The sequence below is a fragment of the uncultured Alistipes sp. genome, from assembly GCF_949296715.1.
GTDB lineage: Bacteria > Bacteroidota > Bacteroidia > Bacteroidales > Rikenellaceae > Alistipes.
The window spans coordinates 66,589-83,967 of record NZ_CASFQD010000055.1; the positions used below are offsets into that span (position 1 = coordinate 66,589).

The window sequence follows — 17,379 nt, forward strand, 5'->3', positions numbered from 1 at the left end:
AAATTGGACGAAGAAGTCATACGGCAGATATACAAACAGATGATAAACAGCATATTACATGTCACCATGCCGATATTTTCCATATCCGAGCCCGAAATTCCGACACGGCGGATATCCTCAATTTTAGGTATGGACGGCCGCGGGTCTTTTCCATACCTTTGCGGCGTCAAACCCAAAAAATTCTGATGAAAATGAAAAAAATCGTACTCTCTCTTTCCCGTGCGCTGCTGCTGTGCGGCGTGCTGACGTGCGTCGCCTGCGGCGGCAATACCACGAAAAAATCCGGTGCGCAGACGGCGGCCGCGGAGCAGTCGTCCGTGCTGGAGATCGACGACCTGCTCGCGGCGGCCGATTCGCTCGTCGGTCGGAGCGTCACCATCGAAGGGGTCTGCACGCACACGTGCAAGCACGGGGCGCGCAAAATCTTCCTCATGGGCAGTGACGACACGCAGACCATCCGCGTAGAGAGCGGCGAGCTGGGACGCTTCGACCCGCAGTGCGTGAACCGCGTCGTGCGCGTCACGGGCACGCTTGACGAACAGCGCATCGACGAAGCCTACCTCACGCGCTGGGAGGCGCAGCTGGCCGGCGCCGCGGGCGAACAGCACGGAACGACCGAGGCGGGCTGCGACGCCGAAAAGGCCGCCCGGCAGGAGACCGGCAGCAGCGTCCGGGAACGTATCGCCGACTTCCGCGCCCGGATCGCCGCCCGCAAGGCCGCCGAAGGCAAGGAGTACCTGTCGTTCTACTACGTGACGGCCTCTTCGTATGAAATTCAGCAGTAACGAGCTGCGGCGCTGGTGCCGGCTGTTGCACCGCGACCTGTCGTACTTCTTCGCGGGCATGGTGCTCATCTACGCCCTGTCGGGCATCGCGATGAACCACCGCGACACGTTCAACCCCGACTATGCAGTCTCGCGCACCCGTCTCACACTCGACCTCCCGGCTGCCGCCGGCAGCGAGTACACCCGCGTCGAGGTCGAGGCGCTGCTCGCCGCAGCGGGGATCGGCGAGGCCTACGTGAAGCACTACCGGCCCGACGCGGCCACGCTCAAGGTCTTCCTGCAGGGCGGCTCGTCGCTTACGGTCGACCTCGCCCGCGGCGATGCGCTCTACGAGCGCCTCACGCGCCGCTACGTCTGGAGCGCCCTGACCCGTCTGCACTACAATCCCGGGAGGTGGTGGACCCTCTTCGCCGACGCATTCGCCGGCGGGCTCATCCTCATCACCCTCACGGGGCTGCTGCTGGTCAAGGGCCCCAAGGGGCTTCGCGGCCGCGGCGGCATCGAGCTGGCCGCAGGCATCCTCGTCCCGCTGCTGTTTCTGCTGATCTGAACACGACACACATATGGAATCCGTTATCGAATGCCGCCACCTGACACACCGTTACGGACGGCGCACCATCTATGAAGACCTCTCGTTCGACGTCCCGCAGGGCCGGATCCTCGGGCTGTTGGGCAAGAACGGCACGGGCAAGACCACGACGATCAATATTTTGAGCGGATACCTCGAACCGCAGGCGGGCGAATGCCGCATCTTCGGCGAGAACATCCGCACGATGTCGCCCCTGACGCGGCGGCGCATCGGCCTGCTCATCGAAGGGCACGTGCAGTACCAGTTCATGACGATCCGGCAGATCGAGCGTTTCTACGCCGCCTTCTACCCCGCCTGGAACCGCGACGCCTACTACGCGCTGATGGAGAAGCTGCAGGTGGCGCCCGGGCAGCGCATCTCCCGCATGTCGTGCGGGCAGCGCTCGCAGGTGGCCCTCGGGCTGATCCTCGCGCAGAATGCCGACCTGCTGGTGCTCGACGACTTCTCGATGGGGCTCGACCCGGGCTATCGCCGCCTCTTCGTCGAGTACCTGCGCGACTTCGCCAAGGCCGAGGGCAAGACCGTCTTCCTCACCTCGCACATCATCCAGGACATGGAGCGGCTCGTCGACGACTGCATCATCATGGACTACGGGCGCATCCTCGTGCAGATGCCCGTCGCGGAGCTGCTGCGCACCTTCCGCCGCTACACGTTCCGCTGCGCGGACGATGCGGCGCTGCCGTCGGACAGCGAACTGCGCCACCCCTCCGTGCTGCGGGGCCGCGGCGAGCTCTGCTCCTTCCTGCCGCCCGAGGAGGTCCGCCTGCGTTTGGCGCGGGCCGGAATACCGGGCGACGACTTCACCGTAGAAACACTCAATCTCGAAGACGCCTTCATCGGGCTGACCGGAAAATACTGATCGAACCATGTGGAAAGCCATGTTGTACAAAGAGTGGATCAAGACCCGCTGGTACCTGCTCGCGGCCTTCGCCGTGCTGGGCGGATTCGCGGGCTACGCCCTCGTGAAACTCCACCGGGCCGCCGCCCTGATGGGTGCCGGCCACGTCTGGGAGGTGATGGTGACGCGCAATGCCGTCTTCATCGACCAGATGGAATATGTCCCGCTGCTCGTCGGACTGCTGCTCTCCGCCGTGCAGTTCGTCCCCGAAATGCAGCGCAGGTGCCTCAAGCTGACGCTGCACCTCCCCGTCCCGGCGCTGGCCACACTGACGGCCATGATCGGATGCGGCACGGCGGCGCTGCTGCTCCTCTTCGGGCTGGGCATCCTGCTTCTTGCCGCGGGGGCTTCGCCCGTGCTGCCGCACGAACTGGTGTGGAACATCCTCTCGACGGCGCTGCCGTGGTGTCTGGCCGGTGTGGCGGCCTACCTGTTCGGCGCCTGGACGATTCTCGAACCGACGTGGAAACGGCGTCTGGTGAACATTCTGATGAGCGTCCTGCTGCTGCGCATCTACTTCCTGGCGCCCGGGCCGCGGGCCTACGGAGACTTCCTGCCCGTGCTGGCACTGCTGACTCTCGCCACCGCCGCATTGAGCTGGCTCTCGGTCGTGCGCTTCATGGCCGGACGTCAGGACTGAACCGCTAAAACACGATGAAAATGACACGTTTCGCAAAAATCTTCTTCTGGTTTCTGGTTGCCGTGCTGGTGCTCTGGCAGCTGCCGTGGGCGATCGACTACCTCACCGTAAAACCCGCGAACACGCCCTTCACACTCTACAGCGAGGTGCTCGGCGACTTCGCGATGATCGGCCATGACGACAAGGAACCCCTCTACCTCGACCGCCGCGGCAAGCACTACACGCGCTGCGAATTCGACTCGCTGCTGCCGCTCTTCTACGCCCGGCAGCTCATGACCGACGGCCGCTTCCCCGATACGGTGGCGGGGCGTCCCGTCACGCTGCGCGAGGTGCAGCAGGCTTCGTTCATCTTCCGCTCGACGCCCAAGGATATCAACCGGCCCTCGTCGGGAATCCGGTTTCTGCTCGAATCGATGTCCGGGCGCGTCGACCTGGCCATGCCGTCGGATGCCTTCCGCCTGACGGACGGCGGCATCGAATTCATCGACATGGCGTCGAACCGCATCGACAGTGTGAAGAGCGCGCGTTTCACACGGACGATGCTCCGCAAGGGGGTGCGGTTCCCCGTCCGGGAGATCGCCGGCAACCCCACGGCCCGCAAGGAGTACGACGAAGGCTACGTGCTGACAGATGCCGACGGGCGGCTGTTCCACCTCAAGATGGTGCAGGGACGTCCCTACATGCGGGCCGTCGAACTGCCCGAGGGGATGCGGCTGCGCCACCTCTTCATCACCGAGTTCCGCAGCCGCCGGATGCTGGCCCTCATGACCGACGAAGAGAACCGGCTCCATGCCCTGCTGATGCCAGGCTATGCGGTCCGGCAGGTCGAGGGGGTCGAATTCGATCCCGAGCGCGAGTCGCTGACGATCATCGGCTCGCTGCTCAACTGGACGCTCTGCGTGGCGGACGACGATACGGAGCGCTACTATGCCGTCTCGGCCGACGACCTGGCGCTGCTCGACACGATGAGCCATACGGCAGCCGTGCGCCATGTGCCGGGAGTGACGTTCACCTCCTCCGCGGACCGTTATGTGATGCCGCGTTGGGAGTGATCTCCCAAAGACCGGGAGGCGCGGCCGGCGCCGCAGCGGCCACCGCCGCACATTCAGGGAGGCCTGCGCCTCCCTTTTTTCGTTTGCCGGCAAAATTTTTTGTTTAACTTTGTTGCAGAAAAACAGGAGAGCATCAGATACCATCAAGGTCCGATGATGGCTGGCAACGGGCACAACGGACTCACCGGCACGGCAAGCGAATCAGATGACAGACACATAAATACCGTTTTGAATATGAAAACCATCTTTATTACCGGCGGCTCCACCGGAATCGGTGCCGCCTCTGTACGGAAGTTCATCTCCGAGGGCTGGAACGTCGGCTTTATGGATATCAACACGCAGGCGGCCCAAGCGCTTGTGGACGAGCTGAACTGCCCCGAGCGGCTGCTCTTCACCGAGGGCAACACCCGCACGCGGAGCGACATCCGCCGCGCGGTCGAGGCTACCGTAGCACGGTTCGGGGCGCTCAACAGCGTCTTTGCCAATGCGGGCATCCACCGCTGCAACACGATTCTCGACATTGCCGACGAGGAGCTCGACCTGATGATCCAGACGAACATCTACGGCACGGTCAACACCCTGCGGGAAGCCATACCGCCGATCATCGAGGCGGGCGGCGGCTCGATCGTCATCAACGCTTCGGACCAATGGTTCGTGGGCAAGGCGCACAGCTTCGCCTACGGAATGACCAAGGGGGCCCTCGGGCAGATCACCCGCAGCCTGGCCATCGACCTGGGACCGAAGAACATCCGTGTCAATGCCGTCTGCGCCGGTACGATCCGCACGCCGCTGGTCGACAATCTCTTCGTAAAGTTCGCCGAAGAGAACCATTGCAGCGTCGAGGATTACTGGCGCAAGGAGAATGCGCTCTACATGCGCGGCAGCGCCGGACGGCCGGAAGAGGTGGCCGAAGTGGTCTACTTCCTCGCATCGGATGCTTCGAGTTTCTGCACCGGCTCCCACTATCTGGTGGACGGCGGTCTGGTGGCCGGTTGATCGGTCCCGCGGTCCGAACCATTACAGCAGTTCCGCATGAAGCGTTTTTCACGCCTCCTGCGGAACTCGACATATATCTATCTACCCTTTGCCAGTCGCAACAGGCTACGGCTCGACCAGGAGATGCAGGTTGAGTGGTGCGGACCAAGTGTTTTCCGTCCTGTTCAGCACGAATGAATCCAGCACCTTGTATCCTTTACCCGTTGCCGGATGAGCCATCAGAAAGCCGACGGTTACCTCAATCGACTCCAGCGTATCCCCGAGTTTCCGGGAAAAATCCGCAAGGTCGGCTTCCATGCGGACCGTTTCCATCGATTCGACCGGGAATGCAGAATAAAATGGCTCTCCGACCGCCTGCAACGGATATGTCCAGGTCGCAACAATCCCCGAACGGTCCCGGAAATCGACCTTGATTCCCGTATTCCCGGTCTCGGCCAACAGGGGCGAACTTGACCACCACACCTTATCCTCATACCGGTTTGTCAGCAGCAAGGTCAACTTGCTGAAATGCTCGTCGACCGTTATGATGGCGTGGATTCTATCATCGGCAAGCGGAATCGACTCCATGAGACAGCAACAGGGGATCGGCTCGTCCCAGGAGGCATAGTACGCCCCGTTTTTCAGTATCCGGTCAAGCTTTTCATAATCTGCTGCCGTCCATTGTTGCAACATCGTTTCGGTCGGGTAAAAGGAAATCCATTCGATCTGTCCGGAGGGCAACAGGATCAGTTCCATCACCAGGTGACGAATCCCGTGCAATTTCTCTTCGGGCATGGCCGAAAGAATCGCATTCCGAATCCGATCCTCGGCTCCCGCAGTGCGCACCGTCTGGACGGCTTCATAATTGAACCGGCTTACAGTATGTTTGTCACAGGGGCTCTCTTTCAGCTGCCTGATGTAATCCTCCCGGGAAGAGGCTCCGCCGGCCCGGGTGACCGTTACCTCACAGGCATATTGTTGTCAGCAATTGTCCTCGGTCGGAAAACAACCACGGCATCCCCGAGCGTATCGCGTCGCTCTTCTGTTTGCGAATATCCAGGCAGATGCACAAGAATCAGGCAGGTTACAAGGAAGAACAATCTTATTTTGCGACCCTTCCGGGCAAACAAGAGGCCGGGAATCGGAAACAAGAGCGCAGGAACCGTGTTTTTCATGTCGTCCAATTTTGAATAATCCAGGCCGCACGTACTTCGTCGTGTTTCGGAAACAACACAACAGAAAGCCGTTGCTTTTTATCGACTGATACAAAGATATAAATTTCACAAGGGATCCCGACAGAAACCGGCATAAATCTTATTGTATGGTGACGATCCGGTAGAGGACCGATGAAAATCGACATTATATAATCAAAGAAAGGAGAGGAGGTCATCAGAAGCGGCGTGCATATCAGGAGATAAACAAAAAACGAGACAGCTGCTGTAACCATCTCGTTTTACCTATGCGGCGACCTCTTTCTTTCGGCCATTGCCCGACCTCCTCTTCGTCGGCCTCTGGCGGTGCGTAGGGCAAATGAACATTTGCCATCAACGTAAATATTATCAGCGAGATACGTAATTAAAAACGTTATCCACTGATTAGGTGCCTTTACAATCGCATCGAATTACATCTTGTTCGCCTTGTGCTCGTTGTCGATGTAAAAATAACCGTTTTTTCAATAAAAACAAATCTTAAGTTCTGACATAAAGGCGTGAATACAATGCAAGGGTGCTTGGCGGTTCAGTACGGAATTCGAAAATAGTCAAGCAGCGCCTTGTAGTTGTCCTGCGCCGTGAGGCAGGTGTCGCGCAGATATTCGCGCACGGCGGGCCACTGTTGCAGACCGCGGTAGTAGAACATCTTGAGGTCGTCGGTGATGATGAAGGGAACGATACCGGCCGCCAGACACACCTTGAACATCATAAGGCGTCCGACGCGGCCGTTGCCGTCCTGAAACGGGTGGATGCATTCGAAACGCTGGTGCAGGTCGAGAATGTCGTCGAGCGTCTTGTGCCGCCGGGCGTTGTACTCCGCCAAGAGTCGCTTCATCTCGCGGTGTACCTTTTCGGGAGGCGTGGTCTCCATGCCGCCGACCTCGTTGGGCAGACGCTTATAGTCGCCCACGGCGAACCTCTCCTTGCGGCTGTCCGACGTGCCGGACTTGAGTTGTGCGTGCAGTTCCTTGATGAAGGCTTCGGTGAGCGGTTCTTCGGCCCGGTCGATAATCGTGTCAATGCAGCGGAAGTGGTTTGTGGTTTCGAGAATGTCGTCCACACGCAACGTCTCACCCTCGACGCCCACCGTGTCGGTCTCGAAGATGCGGCGGGTCTGGTCGTGTGTCAAACGGCTGCCCTCGATGTGATTCGAGTTGTAGGTAAGGTCAATCTGCGTGCGGTGGTAGATGCCGCCCTTGAGACGCATCGCCTTCTGCTCACGCAACACCTCCAACAGCGGCATGATATGCCCAGCTCGCGGTTTGCGTTGGGGCAATAAGGCATCCGCTGGGATGTTCCAGGTCTTGCCCGTAAGAAAGGCTCCCTCGATCTTTCCCGAGGCGCAGTAGTTGCGGGCCGTGCGCTCCGCGATGCCGTGCTTTGCGGCGAATGCCGCGACTGAAATGTACTCCATAACCGAACGTCGTATCGGCAAGTTAGAAGGCCGATTTTCGACCCAAATATAACGATTCTTGCCGATACCGGCAAGTTGTGACAATAAAAAACGTGCCGATGAGATGAAAGGACGCAGAAAGATACCCGATGCACTGAAGACCCTACGCAGTACCGACCAGCCGTGCCGCATGACGGACGGAGCAAAGTCTCCGGCCTCGAATGTCGTTGCCGTGCCGCGTTCCGGCCTGAAAGGTACGGCCCGCAAGGTCTTCGGAATCGTGGCTGCGGAACTTATACACAAACGGCTTCTGGAAAGCACAGTCGAATACATCGATGCCATAGGACAACTCCACGGCACCTGGGGCGGCCTGGCCGTCATTCCGGAGGAGGATGAATTCGTCGTTATCGGATAACACAAAAACAGCTTGTTGCAGGGAGGCTTAGCCTCCCTTTTTTCGTTTGTCTGCAAATTTTATTTAACTTTGTTAAATGCCGACTTGCAGCAGAAAACGGCACCTAACCTAAAGACAATCGTATGAGTACCCTTGAACGAGCCATCGAGATAGCTACCGAGGCGCACCACGGCCAGCGCGACAAGGCTGGAAACGACTATGTCGGCCACCCGCTGCGGGTCATGGCCGCCGGAAAAACGACCGAAGAGAAGATCGTCGGGGTGCTGCACGATGTGGTCGAGGATAGCGACTGGACGCTGGAGAGGCTGGCAGCTGAAGGGTTTACGCCCAAAATCATCGAGGCGCTGCGTTGTCTGACCCATGCCGAGGAGGAGCCCTATGACCGTTATATTGCCCGCGTAAAGGACAATCCGCTGGCCGTGGCGGTCAAGTTGAACGACCTCGCGGACAACATGGATATTCGTCGCCTGCCGTACCTTTCGGATAAGGACGTCAAGCGGCTGAAGCGTTATCTGCGGGCCTACAAGCAGCTGACCGGCGAGCCGACCTACTCGGTCTACGCCTGCCGCCAGGAGTATCCGAATGCCTATCTGCCCTGGACCGAGGCAGAGGATCTGGAGTTGACGCGCCGGTGGTGTGAGGGGGCGACGGAGGAGGAGTTGTCCGCCCATTTCCAGCGCAAGCCCGGCGCCATCCGTTCGCGCATCGAGAAACTCGACCTGGAGCGACTCTACGGAAAACCAGACAGCCATGACTGAACTGCGTAAAATACCAAACGTCGGGCCGCGGACCGAAGCGGATCTGCTGGCCATGGGATACACGACCATCGAATCGCTGAAGGGCAAGACGGCCGAGGAACTCTATGCCGAGGAGTGTCGTATGCGGGGGTGTCAAATTGACCGCTGTCAGCTGTATCTTTATCGCGCGGTCGTCTATTTCGTCAACACGGAGAATCCCGATCCGGCGAAGTGCAAGTGGTGGCTCTGGAAGGATCGGCCTGCGGCGGAAGCGGACCCCGAGCGCAAATAGACCGGTTGGGCCGATATACGCCGCAGCCTCGGGCGCCTTCTGCGAAGTGCGGCGAAACGACAAACTGATTCGCGATGATACTGAGCGTTAGCCGAAGAACCGATATTCCCGCCTTCTATGCGGACTGGTTTTACAACCGGATCCGGGAGGGGCAGGTGTGCGTCCGGAATCCGATGAACCGGCATCAGGTCAGCAAAATCCGGCTATCCCCGGATGTGATTGATTGCATCGTCTTTTGGAGCAAGAATCCGGCGCCGATGCTTCCGCGTCTGGGTGAACTTGCGGACTATATGTACTATTTCCAGTTTACGGTCACTCCATACGACAGGGAGCTGGAGACGGGGCTCCCGCAGAAGGAGTCTGTGATTGAGACGTTCAGACGGCTGTCCGACCGGATCGGCCCCAAGCGGGTTATTTGGAGGTATGACCCGATTCTGTTCTCGCAAAGCATGGACGTCAGTTATCATCTGCACGGTTTTGAGGCAATCGCTAAACAGTTGGCATCCCATACCCAAACTTGCGTAATCAGTTTTGTGAATCTGTACCAGAAGACGCGGCGCAATTTAAAGGCGACAACGGCCCGTGAACCGGGCGCGGATGAAATTACCGGGTTGGCTTCGGGGCTGGCGGCCATCGCATCAAGTTATGGCATCCGGATCCAGACCTGTGCGGAGCAGATAGACTTGGAACCGATGGGCATCCGGCATGGCAGATGCATCGACCGTATGTTGATTGAGGAGTTGCTGGGGCGCAAGTTGGAGGTCGCCAAGGACAGGAACCAACGGCCGGAGTGTGGATGTGTGCAGAGTGTGGATATCGGAGCCTATGATACATGCAGCCACGGCTGTCTGTATTGCTATGCCAACACCGATGCGAAGACGGTATATCAGAACCGGGGGTTGCATGATCCGTCATCGCCGTTGTTGATCGGCCGCATAGGAGAGGATGACATTGTAAAGGAGCGGGCGATCCGCTCGTTTAAAGTAAACAGCCCTCTTTTCTGATATTCAAGATTATATCAGCGTCCATCCCTTGTCGGTGGCAATGGCCTGCTGCTCGGCTGAGAGTTTTGCGAGATTCTTGGATCCGATGCGGCACTCCTTGTCAGTGACACCTCGTGCCAGCGCATTGAGCAGCGACAGCAAAGATGCGACCGTCAGTTTCGGACAGCCATTCACGGCTACATCGACATGTATGCTGCCGGCAAAGGTCACCTCCTCCAGGGCCGCGCAGGAGACAAATGTCGAATCAATCTGCGACTGGACATTCGAGAAGTCCAGTACGCCGCCGATACGTTGCAGGTTTTTGCAGCCATGGAACATCTCCGATGCCGAGGTGATGAGCGAAGTGTCCAATCCGCCGATCTCGACTAAATTCGTACATTCATAGAAGATATACATCATGTTCCCGACAAGCGAGGTATCGAGCGTCGGCACGCGCTCCAGGGCCAAACATCCGTAACACATCTGGTACATCGAATCAAACGATGCCGTATCGAATTCCGGGAATGCGACCATCGTCGTATTGTTGCGGAAGAGTTGGTATCCGTTGCGGATCTGGTTCATGCCGCTCGTGCTGTCCACAAGCGAGGCTTTGCCGACCAGCACAGCCAGCGAATCGTCCGCTGCGGCATCGACACCTTTCGTGCGAAGTGTGGCGACCAAGGTCTGACGTACCGAGTCGAGCCTCGTAACAAGAGTAGTAAAGTCTGCAGTCATATGCTATCCGATGATTTGTTCCAAAGCCTCCACCACACCAGCGAGTCCGAGCGAGTCGGCCATCGCTTCGACCAGATTTGCGTAACTCACGGCGGCGCCCGTACCGTTGCGGTCGATCTCTATCAGATCATTCGCGGCCAGGGTTGTTACCTTCGGTAACTGAGAGAGCGTGATGCCCTCGATGGTTGTCTCTGCCATAGTGTTTATGCTTCGTAGATTTTGAATTCGGTCATGTATTGATACGTTACGTGCCACATACACTTGTCAGGATAGATCGTAGGCACGGCCAGCAGTTGCATGACCCCGCCGTAGGTCTCGATGCGCGGGACGGGTTCGAAGCCGTAAAGGCCCCGTTTGAGAGTGGTTACGATTCCCGATTGCGGATCATCGGCCGCGAGGATCAGATTGGCGGCACTGCGGGTACGGATGGGCGAATCGTAGAGGTTCAGTACGCTGCCGATGAAGTCGGCCGACGAGGGCAGATTGAGCCAGAAGAGGTACTCCTCATACCGCTCGCCGAGGATCACAAGGTTGAAGTTACGGTCGACGGTGTATTTGCGGGTCGCGGCATCGTAGAGCGTACCCTCTTCGTCGAGTTGTTTGAAAAGTACCTTCGAGTAGCCGCTGAAGATGCCGCTACCGACCTCCATGTGCCCATCCTCGTAGATGCGCGTTGTAGCCGTTGCCGCGTTGCGTATGCCGTCGGCTCCGGCGAAGAGCATCAACTTGCCGTGCTTCCCGGAGGCTGTTCCCTCCATCTCGGCCCCGGCCATGCCGGCCACAACCTTCGAATTGCCGGCATTCTTCACGCCGACGAATCCCGACAGCACCACGCCGCTCGTTCCGTCTATTTCGGTCGAAATATCGCGGAAGTTCTCCCGCAAATAGGCCAGATCACTCGCAGCTTCCGTTGCCTGGTTCAGCACTCCGGCAATCTCCCGACGGGCGTCATAGTAACGCTCCAGCGCGGCGAAATCTTCGCCGATGGGGATGAACTCGGGCTCCGCCTGCGTATAGCGCTCGATGGCCGCCACAGCCGCCAGAAAAGCCTCTTCGTAGGGCGTCCACTCGTCGTTCAACAGTCGGACGACACGTCGTTGCCCGTTTGCGGTGAGCACCTTGCCGTTGACGAAGCGATAACCCTCCGTACTGATGCGTATGAGCGCCTCGGCACGGAGTTGTTCATACTCGTTGCGGATATCCTGTCCGCGTTCGCGCAGAAAGGATTTCTCGACGGATGAAACGCAGGCATCGGAGTTGATCTGCCGCAGTACCTCCTGCGTCTCCGAAATGCTTTGCAGCAACGTATCGAAGTCGGTGCCGCTGCCGGGCTTCGCCGGATCGATGCGTCCGAGACGCAATATGCCATCGCGGAACGAAACCCCGTAGCCGGTTGTGCGGTTGAAGAGCTGCATCTCGCCCGTGGCGGAATCGAACCACGAGTCGCCCGTGCGGTCGGATAGAAAACCAGTGAGATAGATATTTTTCAGATAGGCCGAATAGCCGGTCATGTCGAGTCCGTGCGCCGCAAGGTTCGAGAGGTCCCCGAATTGTGCGGCAATGTTCTCCGTGCGGATCCTCCAGTCGTTCATACCGACCAGAAAGCGCATGTAGGTGCGGGTCTCATAGCGGGAGGTCTGACGTTCTGGATTGGAGGTGCTGCCGAATGCCACGAAGTGCATCGCCACCTGCGGATGGACGGGATAACCGTCGCGTAACTCGTAGCGCCATTCGCTGTAATTTATCGGGTCGAGGCACTCCACAAGACGAAAGTAGCAGGTTGTGAAGCCGGCATAGGTGCGATTGCCGAACGAGTCGTCCGAATCGACAGTATTGTCTGTTACGTCGTCTGTCGCGGCATTCAGAAAGATGCCCATGCAGAGGTCGTTTTCGCGGAGCGTGCCGACTTCGCCCTCCTCCAGTTTGACAGTCAGCGTACAGACCTCCCCGGCAACCGCTGCGACAATGCCGCATCCCGGAGCCGACCACTTGTCGCCGACGAGCGTCTCGACCCGGTTGTAACGATATTCGGGAACCTCGAGAAACTCCTCCAGATGCAGCCGTCGCAAATAGGTGTCACCCATGACGGAGAGGTCACCCGTGATTGCGCCGCCTTTTTTGTCCAGCTTTTTCTCCAGTTCACCGGTCAGGCCCGACACATCGGCAAGGGCATGGATATGCTGCTTGGAAGCCATTACACTCTTAATCTCCTTGCCCGAGACCTTCATCGACGCCTCGGCCGACGGCACATCGACGATGAACTCGAACTTGTCGAATTCATCCAACTGCCCCGCGGCACTCGTCAGATCTTTGATGCGGATGTCGGTCATACAAGACGAAAGTATATCACTTGTGAATATTTCGATTAGGACTATGACTCAATTAAATAATTATAAGCCTATTAATTTGATTTATATATGATATAATGTATATTTGTTTTTTTGAAAAACATAATAATAATTATGGCACACATTTTTATTAGTTACAAAAGAAAAAATAAAGAACGTGTATACAGTTTAATAAAAAAAATTGAATCTAACACAGGCGTGAAATGTTGGGTTGACCTTGATGGAATAGAGAGTAGCGTCCAATTCGCATCAAAAATCTGTGCTGCAATAGATAATGCTGAAGTTATTCTTTTTATGCACTCGTCTGAGCACCTATTAATCGATTTTGAGAATGACTGGACAATCAAAGAGTTAAATTATGCTCATGCAAGAAAAAAAAGTATTATTCTTGTTAAATTAGACAATTCTCCATTAGAAAACATTTTCCTTATGGAGTATGGATCCAAAAATAATATCGACTCTAATGATCCGCTACAAGTAGAAAAATTAATCTTGGACTTGCGCCATATATTTAATTTACCTCAAAACAAAGTAAATATTAAAGATATCGTAAATACAATCAAATTAAAAATAATTGTAGATGAAACATGTAATATATTTTTAGATGGAGTAAAACAGAAAAAAGCTTCAAAAGGTATACCCACATATATTGATAATATCAAAAGAAATAGTGATTACACATTAACATTTATATCGCTTGCATACAAAGGAAGCCAGATAATTCGGGAAATACATACTAACAGCTTACAAGAATATGAGACTATTACAATATCATTTGCTGAAGTAAGACGCCAACAAAAGGATCAGGTCCAAAAACAACGAGAAGAAAATCGCAAGAAGAAATCTGAGCATAGAGAAAAAGAAGGTATATTAAAACAAGTAGTTAATACATATGATTCATATTCCGAGATTAAAAGTGGAATGATTGTAGTTTATCTCAATAACAAAGTAGGCTTTGTGGATAAAAGAGGATTTGAAATAATCCCATGCAAATATGAGAATGCAACGTTTTTTCAAGGAGAGTTTGCATCTGTCTCTATATCTAACAAATGGGGAATAATCAATAAGGAAGGCAAAGAGATCGTTCAAATATTCAGCGACTCACCATGCTGGATGTCATTTGATGGTATTCATTATATATCCTCAAAAAACGGCCGTTATACTATTTCCAGTATAAATGATAGTATTCCTTCTACTTTCCCATATTCAGCCATTAAACTACTTAAGGATTTTCCATATTATATTGTAAAAATTGACAGCATCTGGTATATAGTGAATGAGAAGGGGGAACCTGCCATATTAAATAATAATGCAATGGCTATAAATGGATGCCGTAATTATTACATATCAACCTTTATAAAATCATCTGATATTATGGAAATATGTTGTCCTCCATTGATTGTACAAGATACTCAATCAAGAAGATTTGGTTATTACAATAAAAGATTAGAACAAACTATCCCATATATTGATGAAGGATCAGATAGAAGTTCTTTTCGTGATGATATAGTAATAACTAAGACGAATGGCAAAATGGCATTGGTAAATATAGAAAATGGTAGTTATGTTATTCCCCCTATATATGACAATATATATCATTATTATTTTGACGATGGAATAGATCGTTTCCGTATATCAAATAGCTCTTCTAATGCTTTTTGTACATATCATTTTCAGGATGGAAACTATATAGCAGATAATGACACCTACAATGATTATCATAGAATAGGTGGTCAACAAGGGATATGTAATATAAACGGAGAGATTATTATTCCTATGTATTTTCAATTAATAACAATAGAGGACTATAAGAAACAACCTTTTTTTATATGTTATCAACTGGACAATTTAGTTATTTCGTATCTACCATCTCATTATTCTAACGCTACCATGAGCATTAAACATACATTCGACAAAGAAAGATCTAAAGTTTATATCTATTCAATTCATGGTGATTTATTAAAGATTGTCGCCTATAGTAACTATGAGGATATAAGGAGCATAATGAACGAGCTCTAATTATCAATATATTTACCCGCCCAACACCTCTGACTTGAAGTTCTCCTTGCCGAGAACATAAACCAGATCACGACCCTTGGCAGTCAGTTGACCGCCAAGGGTTATTTGTATCTGCTGTGCAGCTCCGGCTGTTGGGAGCATTGACTGCAATCTCGACAGCGGGGCGATGACCTCGGGGTCGGTGCGGACATTGGGGTTGTCGCCGACCATGGCGTAGGTAGGTCCGTAGGCCAGACCTCCGTTCGCAAGTGCCGGGACGCTGTCGCCGGCGTTCTTGTTGATGAGTGCCGTCATCACGGCTGCGGCCGCCACCATCGCCGCACCGATGGCGATTGCAGCCCAGGGATTCCACAGCACCGACCGCAACGCCGACTTGAAGGCCAGAATCATCACGCCGAACTCGATGAGCTGCGTACCGATGTTCTTCAGGAAGGATGCGAACTGCGTCAGAATCGCCTTCATCAACCCGCCGAATCCAAGATCTCCGGTGATGACCTGCCCGATGGCTTCGGCTGCTGCCACGATGCTGTCGGCCATGAACTTCGAGACCTGCTGGTCGAAACGCTGCATCACCTCGGCGATGGCACCGTGTACATGTTCGAGCGCCGCGGAGAACGACCATCCGCGGGCCGTCAGCGCCGTGGTGTAGTTGTCGACCATTGCCACCGTATCGAGAAGATTCTGACCGAGATGGCTCTCCGTGTCGTCGGCCCACCCGTAAAGGCCTTCGCGGACCGAAGCGAACAGGAGCTGCATCTGCCGTGACCAGTCGCTCGCTACGGGTGCTAGATTGGTCATCTTCAACTCTAGTGCGGGCAATTCGAGTTCCACACCTTCGGGGAGCAGCGACCCGAAGGTCGGTCGGGCCAGTTGCTCGGGTGTAAGGTTTTGGATTCGCTGCAACTCTTCGCGCAGACGGGCAATCTCGACATTTGCCGCAGCAATATCTTCGAGCGTCGATTCGGGCAGGAGTTTGCGCTTTTCAAGCTCCTCTATCTGCTTCTGTAGTCGTCCGATGATGCCCGTCGTCCGTTCCGTACCGTCTGCTGCCGCATTCATCGAGGCCATCAGTTCCTCGGTCTGTTGCCGGGCCTGCTCCGTGATGCGGTCCATCTCTGCCTGCGCATCGGCCGCCTTCTTCTCCGCTTCGCGCTTCTTCTCGATGGCAGCTGCCAGCAATTCATACTCCCTGCGCAATGGAGCCAGCTGCGACTCGTCGGGAACTTTCTGGATGGTAAATCCAGCCACCAGACCGCCGAAGTTGGGCACAAGCCGCGTGCGGGTCGTTTCGTCGATGACGGCTTTCTGCCGGGCAAGGTTGTCGCGGAGTTTGCGTTCGAGTTCTTCGAGCGAGTCGCTCTCGGCCATCTCGTCGATCATCTTCTGCTTCTCGATACGGGCATATGCAAAGGCCGCACCCAGAGCGACGATTGCCGCAACAACGAGTCCTACGGGTGAAAGCAGAGCGGTCAGTCCGGCCGAAAGCATCGGCAGTACCTTGATGACGGCTCCGATTCCGAGCGACAGCGGTCCGATGGCTGCAGCCAGTCCCGCCACGACGACCAACACCTGCTTCATGGCGGGCGAGAGCGACTGCAGCATCTGCACGACGACGGTCAGCGCCCGGGTTACCTTCGTGGCAAAGGGCATCATCGCGGCGCCGATCTGTTCGAGAAAATCGCCCCAGGCGTTGTTCAACTGGCGCAACGGTCCGAGTGCCGTCTGTGCGGCACTTTCGGCGAATCCTTTGTAGTTCTCGAGGATGAAGTCCACGGCCTCGCCGTTCTTCAGTTGCTCGACGGTCAGTTCCTTCAATTTCGGGATGCTTTCACCCAGTTCGCCGGTCAGACCGCCGAAGGTCTTGGCGAGATTCTTCACGGCGCTGTCGAGCGTCATTCCCGTAGCGGCGGACAACTGCGCCGAGGCTTCGATCACCCGACCGATCTGCTCCCCGGTCATTCCCAGCGAAGCCAGATAGGCCTGCTGTCCGATGACCACCTCGTCGCCCAGCACGGAGCGCGACTGCAATTCGGCCGCCTGCGCGATAAGCCGTTGCTGGATGTCCGTGCGCCCCTTGAGTGCCGTGAGCAGACGCTGCTCGGCCTGCTGCTGCGTATCGGCATTCTTCAATGCCACGGCCCCGAGTGCAGCAAGCGGCGCCGTGAGTTTCACGGAGAGGGACTTGCCGAGCGAGGTCAGCCGCTTTTCGAGCGAGCCGAGGTCGCGTTCGACCTGCTGCGCCTTCTGCTGGAACTCGTAGGAGTCGGCTCCGATCTTGATAAGGAGGTCGGCGATTCTTCGGGACAT

General features: G+C 55.5%; 17 protein-coding genes. 11 read left to right on the top strand and 6 right to left on the bottom strand.

Annotated elements, in window-relative coordinates; genetic code table 11:
- Positions 1-185: 185 nt before the first annotated feature.
- The 6 genes from Q1Y33_RS08325 to Q1Y33_RS08350 all read left to right on the top strand — a co-directional run bounded on the left by Q1Y33_RS08325 (position 186) and on the right by Q1Y33_RS08350 (position 4,960).
- Positions 186-785 carry a hypothetical protein gene (locus tag Q1Y33_RS08325; protein WP_300799274.1) on the top strand — a complete coding sequence of 200 codons (600 nt, stop codon included), beginning with the start codon at positions 186-188 and terminating at the stop codon, positions 783-785.
- Positions 769-1,335: a PepSY-associated TM helix domain-containing protein gene (locus Q1Y33_RS08330; protein WP_300799275.1), complete on the top strand. Its 567-nt coding sequence runs from the start codon at positions 769-771 to the stop codon at positions 1,333-1,335. The genes Q1Y33_RS08325 and Q1Y33_RS08330 overlap by 17 nt, the downstream gene beginning before the upstream one ends.
- A gap of 13 nt (positions 1,336-1,348) precedes the next feature.
- A complete protein-coding gene (locus tag Q1Y33_RS08335; protein ID WP_300799276.1) occupies positions 1,349-2,233 on the top strand; it encodes an ABC transporter ATP-binding protein in 885 nt (294 codons plus the stop codon).
- Between the two features lie 7 nt (positions 2,234-2,240).
- Positions 2,241-2,912: a hypothetical protein gene (locus tag Q1Y33_RS08340; RefSeq protein WP_300799277.1), complete on the top strand. Its 672-nt coding sequence runs from the start codon at positions 2,241-2,243 to the stop codon at positions 2,910-2,912.
- Positions 2,913-2,932: 20 nt separating this feature from the next.
- Complete coding sequence (locus tag Q1Y33_RS08345) at positions 2,933-3,964, top strand: DUF4857 domain-containing protein (RefSeq protein WP_300799278.1); 1,032 nt, start codon at positions 2,933-2,935, stop codon at positions 3,962-3,964.
- 234 nt (positions 3,965-4,198) lie between these two features.
- Complete coding sequence (locus Q1Y33_RS08350) at positions 4,199-4,960, top strand: SDR family oxidoreductase (RefSeq protein ID WP_300799279.1); 762 nt, start codon at positions 4,199-4,201, stop codon at positions 4,958-4,960.
- A gap of 105 nt (positions 4,961-5,065) precedes the next feature.
- On the opposite strand, the gene Q1Y33_RS08355 is transcribed toward Q1Y33_RS08350, so the two are convergent.
- Both Q1Y33_RS08355 and Q1Y33_RS08360 read right to left on the bottom strand, forming a co-directional pair.
- On the bottom strand, positions 5,066-5,734 hold the full coding sequence (locus Q1Y33_RS08355) for a hypothetical protein (RefSeq protein ID WP_300799280.1): 669 nt from the start codon (positions 5,732-5,734) through the stop codon (positions 5,066-5,068).
- A gap of 942 nt (positions 5,735-6,676) precedes the next feature.
- Complete coding sequence (locus Q1Y33_RS08360) at positions 6,677-7,564, bottom strand: Fic family protein (protein WP_300799281.1); 888 nt, start codon at positions 7,562-7,564, stop codon at positions 6,677-6,679.
- Between the two features lie 103 nt (positions 7,565-7,667).
- On the opposite strand from Q1Y33_RS08360, the gene Q1Y33_RS08365 reads away from it, so the two are divergent.
- The 4 genes from Q1Y33_RS08365 (at position 7,668) to Q1Y33_RS08380 (ending at position 9,991) form a co-directional block, all read left to right on the top strand.
- Complete coding sequence (locus tag Q1Y33_RS08365) at positions 7,668-7,958, top strand: hypothetical protein (RefSeq protein WP_300799282.1); 291 nt, start codon at positions 7,668-7,670, stop codon at positions 7,956-7,958.
- A gap of 122 nt (positions 7,959-8,080) precedes the next feature.
- A complete protein-coding gene (locus Q1Y33_RS08370; protein WP_300799283.1) occupies positions 8,081-8,716 on the top strand; it encodes a hypothetical protein in 636 nt (211 codons plus the stop codon).
- Positions 8,709-8,987, top strand: a complete 279-nt coding sequence (locus tag Q1Y33_RS08375) for a helix-hairpin-helix domain-containing protein (RefSeq protein ID WP_300799284.1) — start codon at positions 8,709-8,711, stop codon at positions 8,985-8,987. The genes Q1Y33_RS08370 and Q1Y33_RS08375 overlap by 8 nt, the downstream gene beginning before the upstream one ends.
- Before the next feature lie 74 nt (positions 8,988-9,061).
- Complete coding sequence (locus Q1Y33_RS08380; RefSeq protein WP_300799285.1) at positions 9,062-9,991, top strand: DUF1848 domain-containing protein; 930 nt, start codon at positions 9,062-9,064, stop codon at positions 9,989-9,991.
- A gap of 9 nt (positions 9,992-10,000) precedes the next feature.
- Here Q1Y33_RS08380 and Q1Y33_RS08385 read toward each other — a convergent pair whose 3' ends face one another.
- Genes Q1Y33_RS08385 through Q1Y33_RS08395 form a run of 3 tightly spaced genes read right to left on the bottom strand, consistent with a single transcriptional unit; the run spans position 10,001 to position 13,035 of the window.
- Positions 10,001-10,705 (bottom strand): BspA family leucine-rich repeat surface protein, encoded by a 705-nt coding sequence (locus Q1Y33_RS08385; RefSeq protein WP_300799286.1) that lies wholly within the window; start codon positions 10,703-10,705, stop codon positions 10,001-10,003.
- A gap of 3 nt (positions 10,706-10,708) precedes the next feature.
- Entirely contained in the window at positions 10,709-10,903 is a 195-nt protein-coding gene (locus tag Q1Y33_RS08390; RefSeq protein ID WP_300799287.1) for a hypothetical protein, read from the bottom strand.
- 5 nt (positions 10,904-10,908) lie between these two features.
- Entirely contained in the window at positions 10,909-13,035 is a 2,127-nt protein-coding gene (locus Q1Y33_RS08395; protein ID WP_300799288.1) for a hypothetical protein, read from the bottom strand.
- A 132-nt stretch (positions 13,036-13,167) separates the two neighbouring features.
- On the opposite strand from Q1Y33_RS08395, the gene Q1Y33_RS08400 reads away from it, so the two are divergent.
- On the top strand, positions 13,168-15,072 hold the full coding sequence (locus Q1Y33_RS08400) for a TIR domain-containing protein (protein ID WP_300799289.1): 1,905 nt from the start codon (positions 13,168-13,170) through the stop codon (positions 15,070-15,072).
- Between the two features lie 12 nt (positions 15,073-15,084).
- On the opposite strand, the gene Q1Y33_RS08405 is transcribed toward Q1Y33_RS08400, so the two are convergent.
- Positions 15,085-17,379 carry a hypothetical protein gene (locus tag Q1Y33_RS08405; protein WP_300799290.1) on the bottom strand — a complete coding sequence of 765 codons (2,295 nt, stop codon included), beginning with the start codon at positions 17,377-17,379 and terminating at the stop codon, positions 15,085-15,087.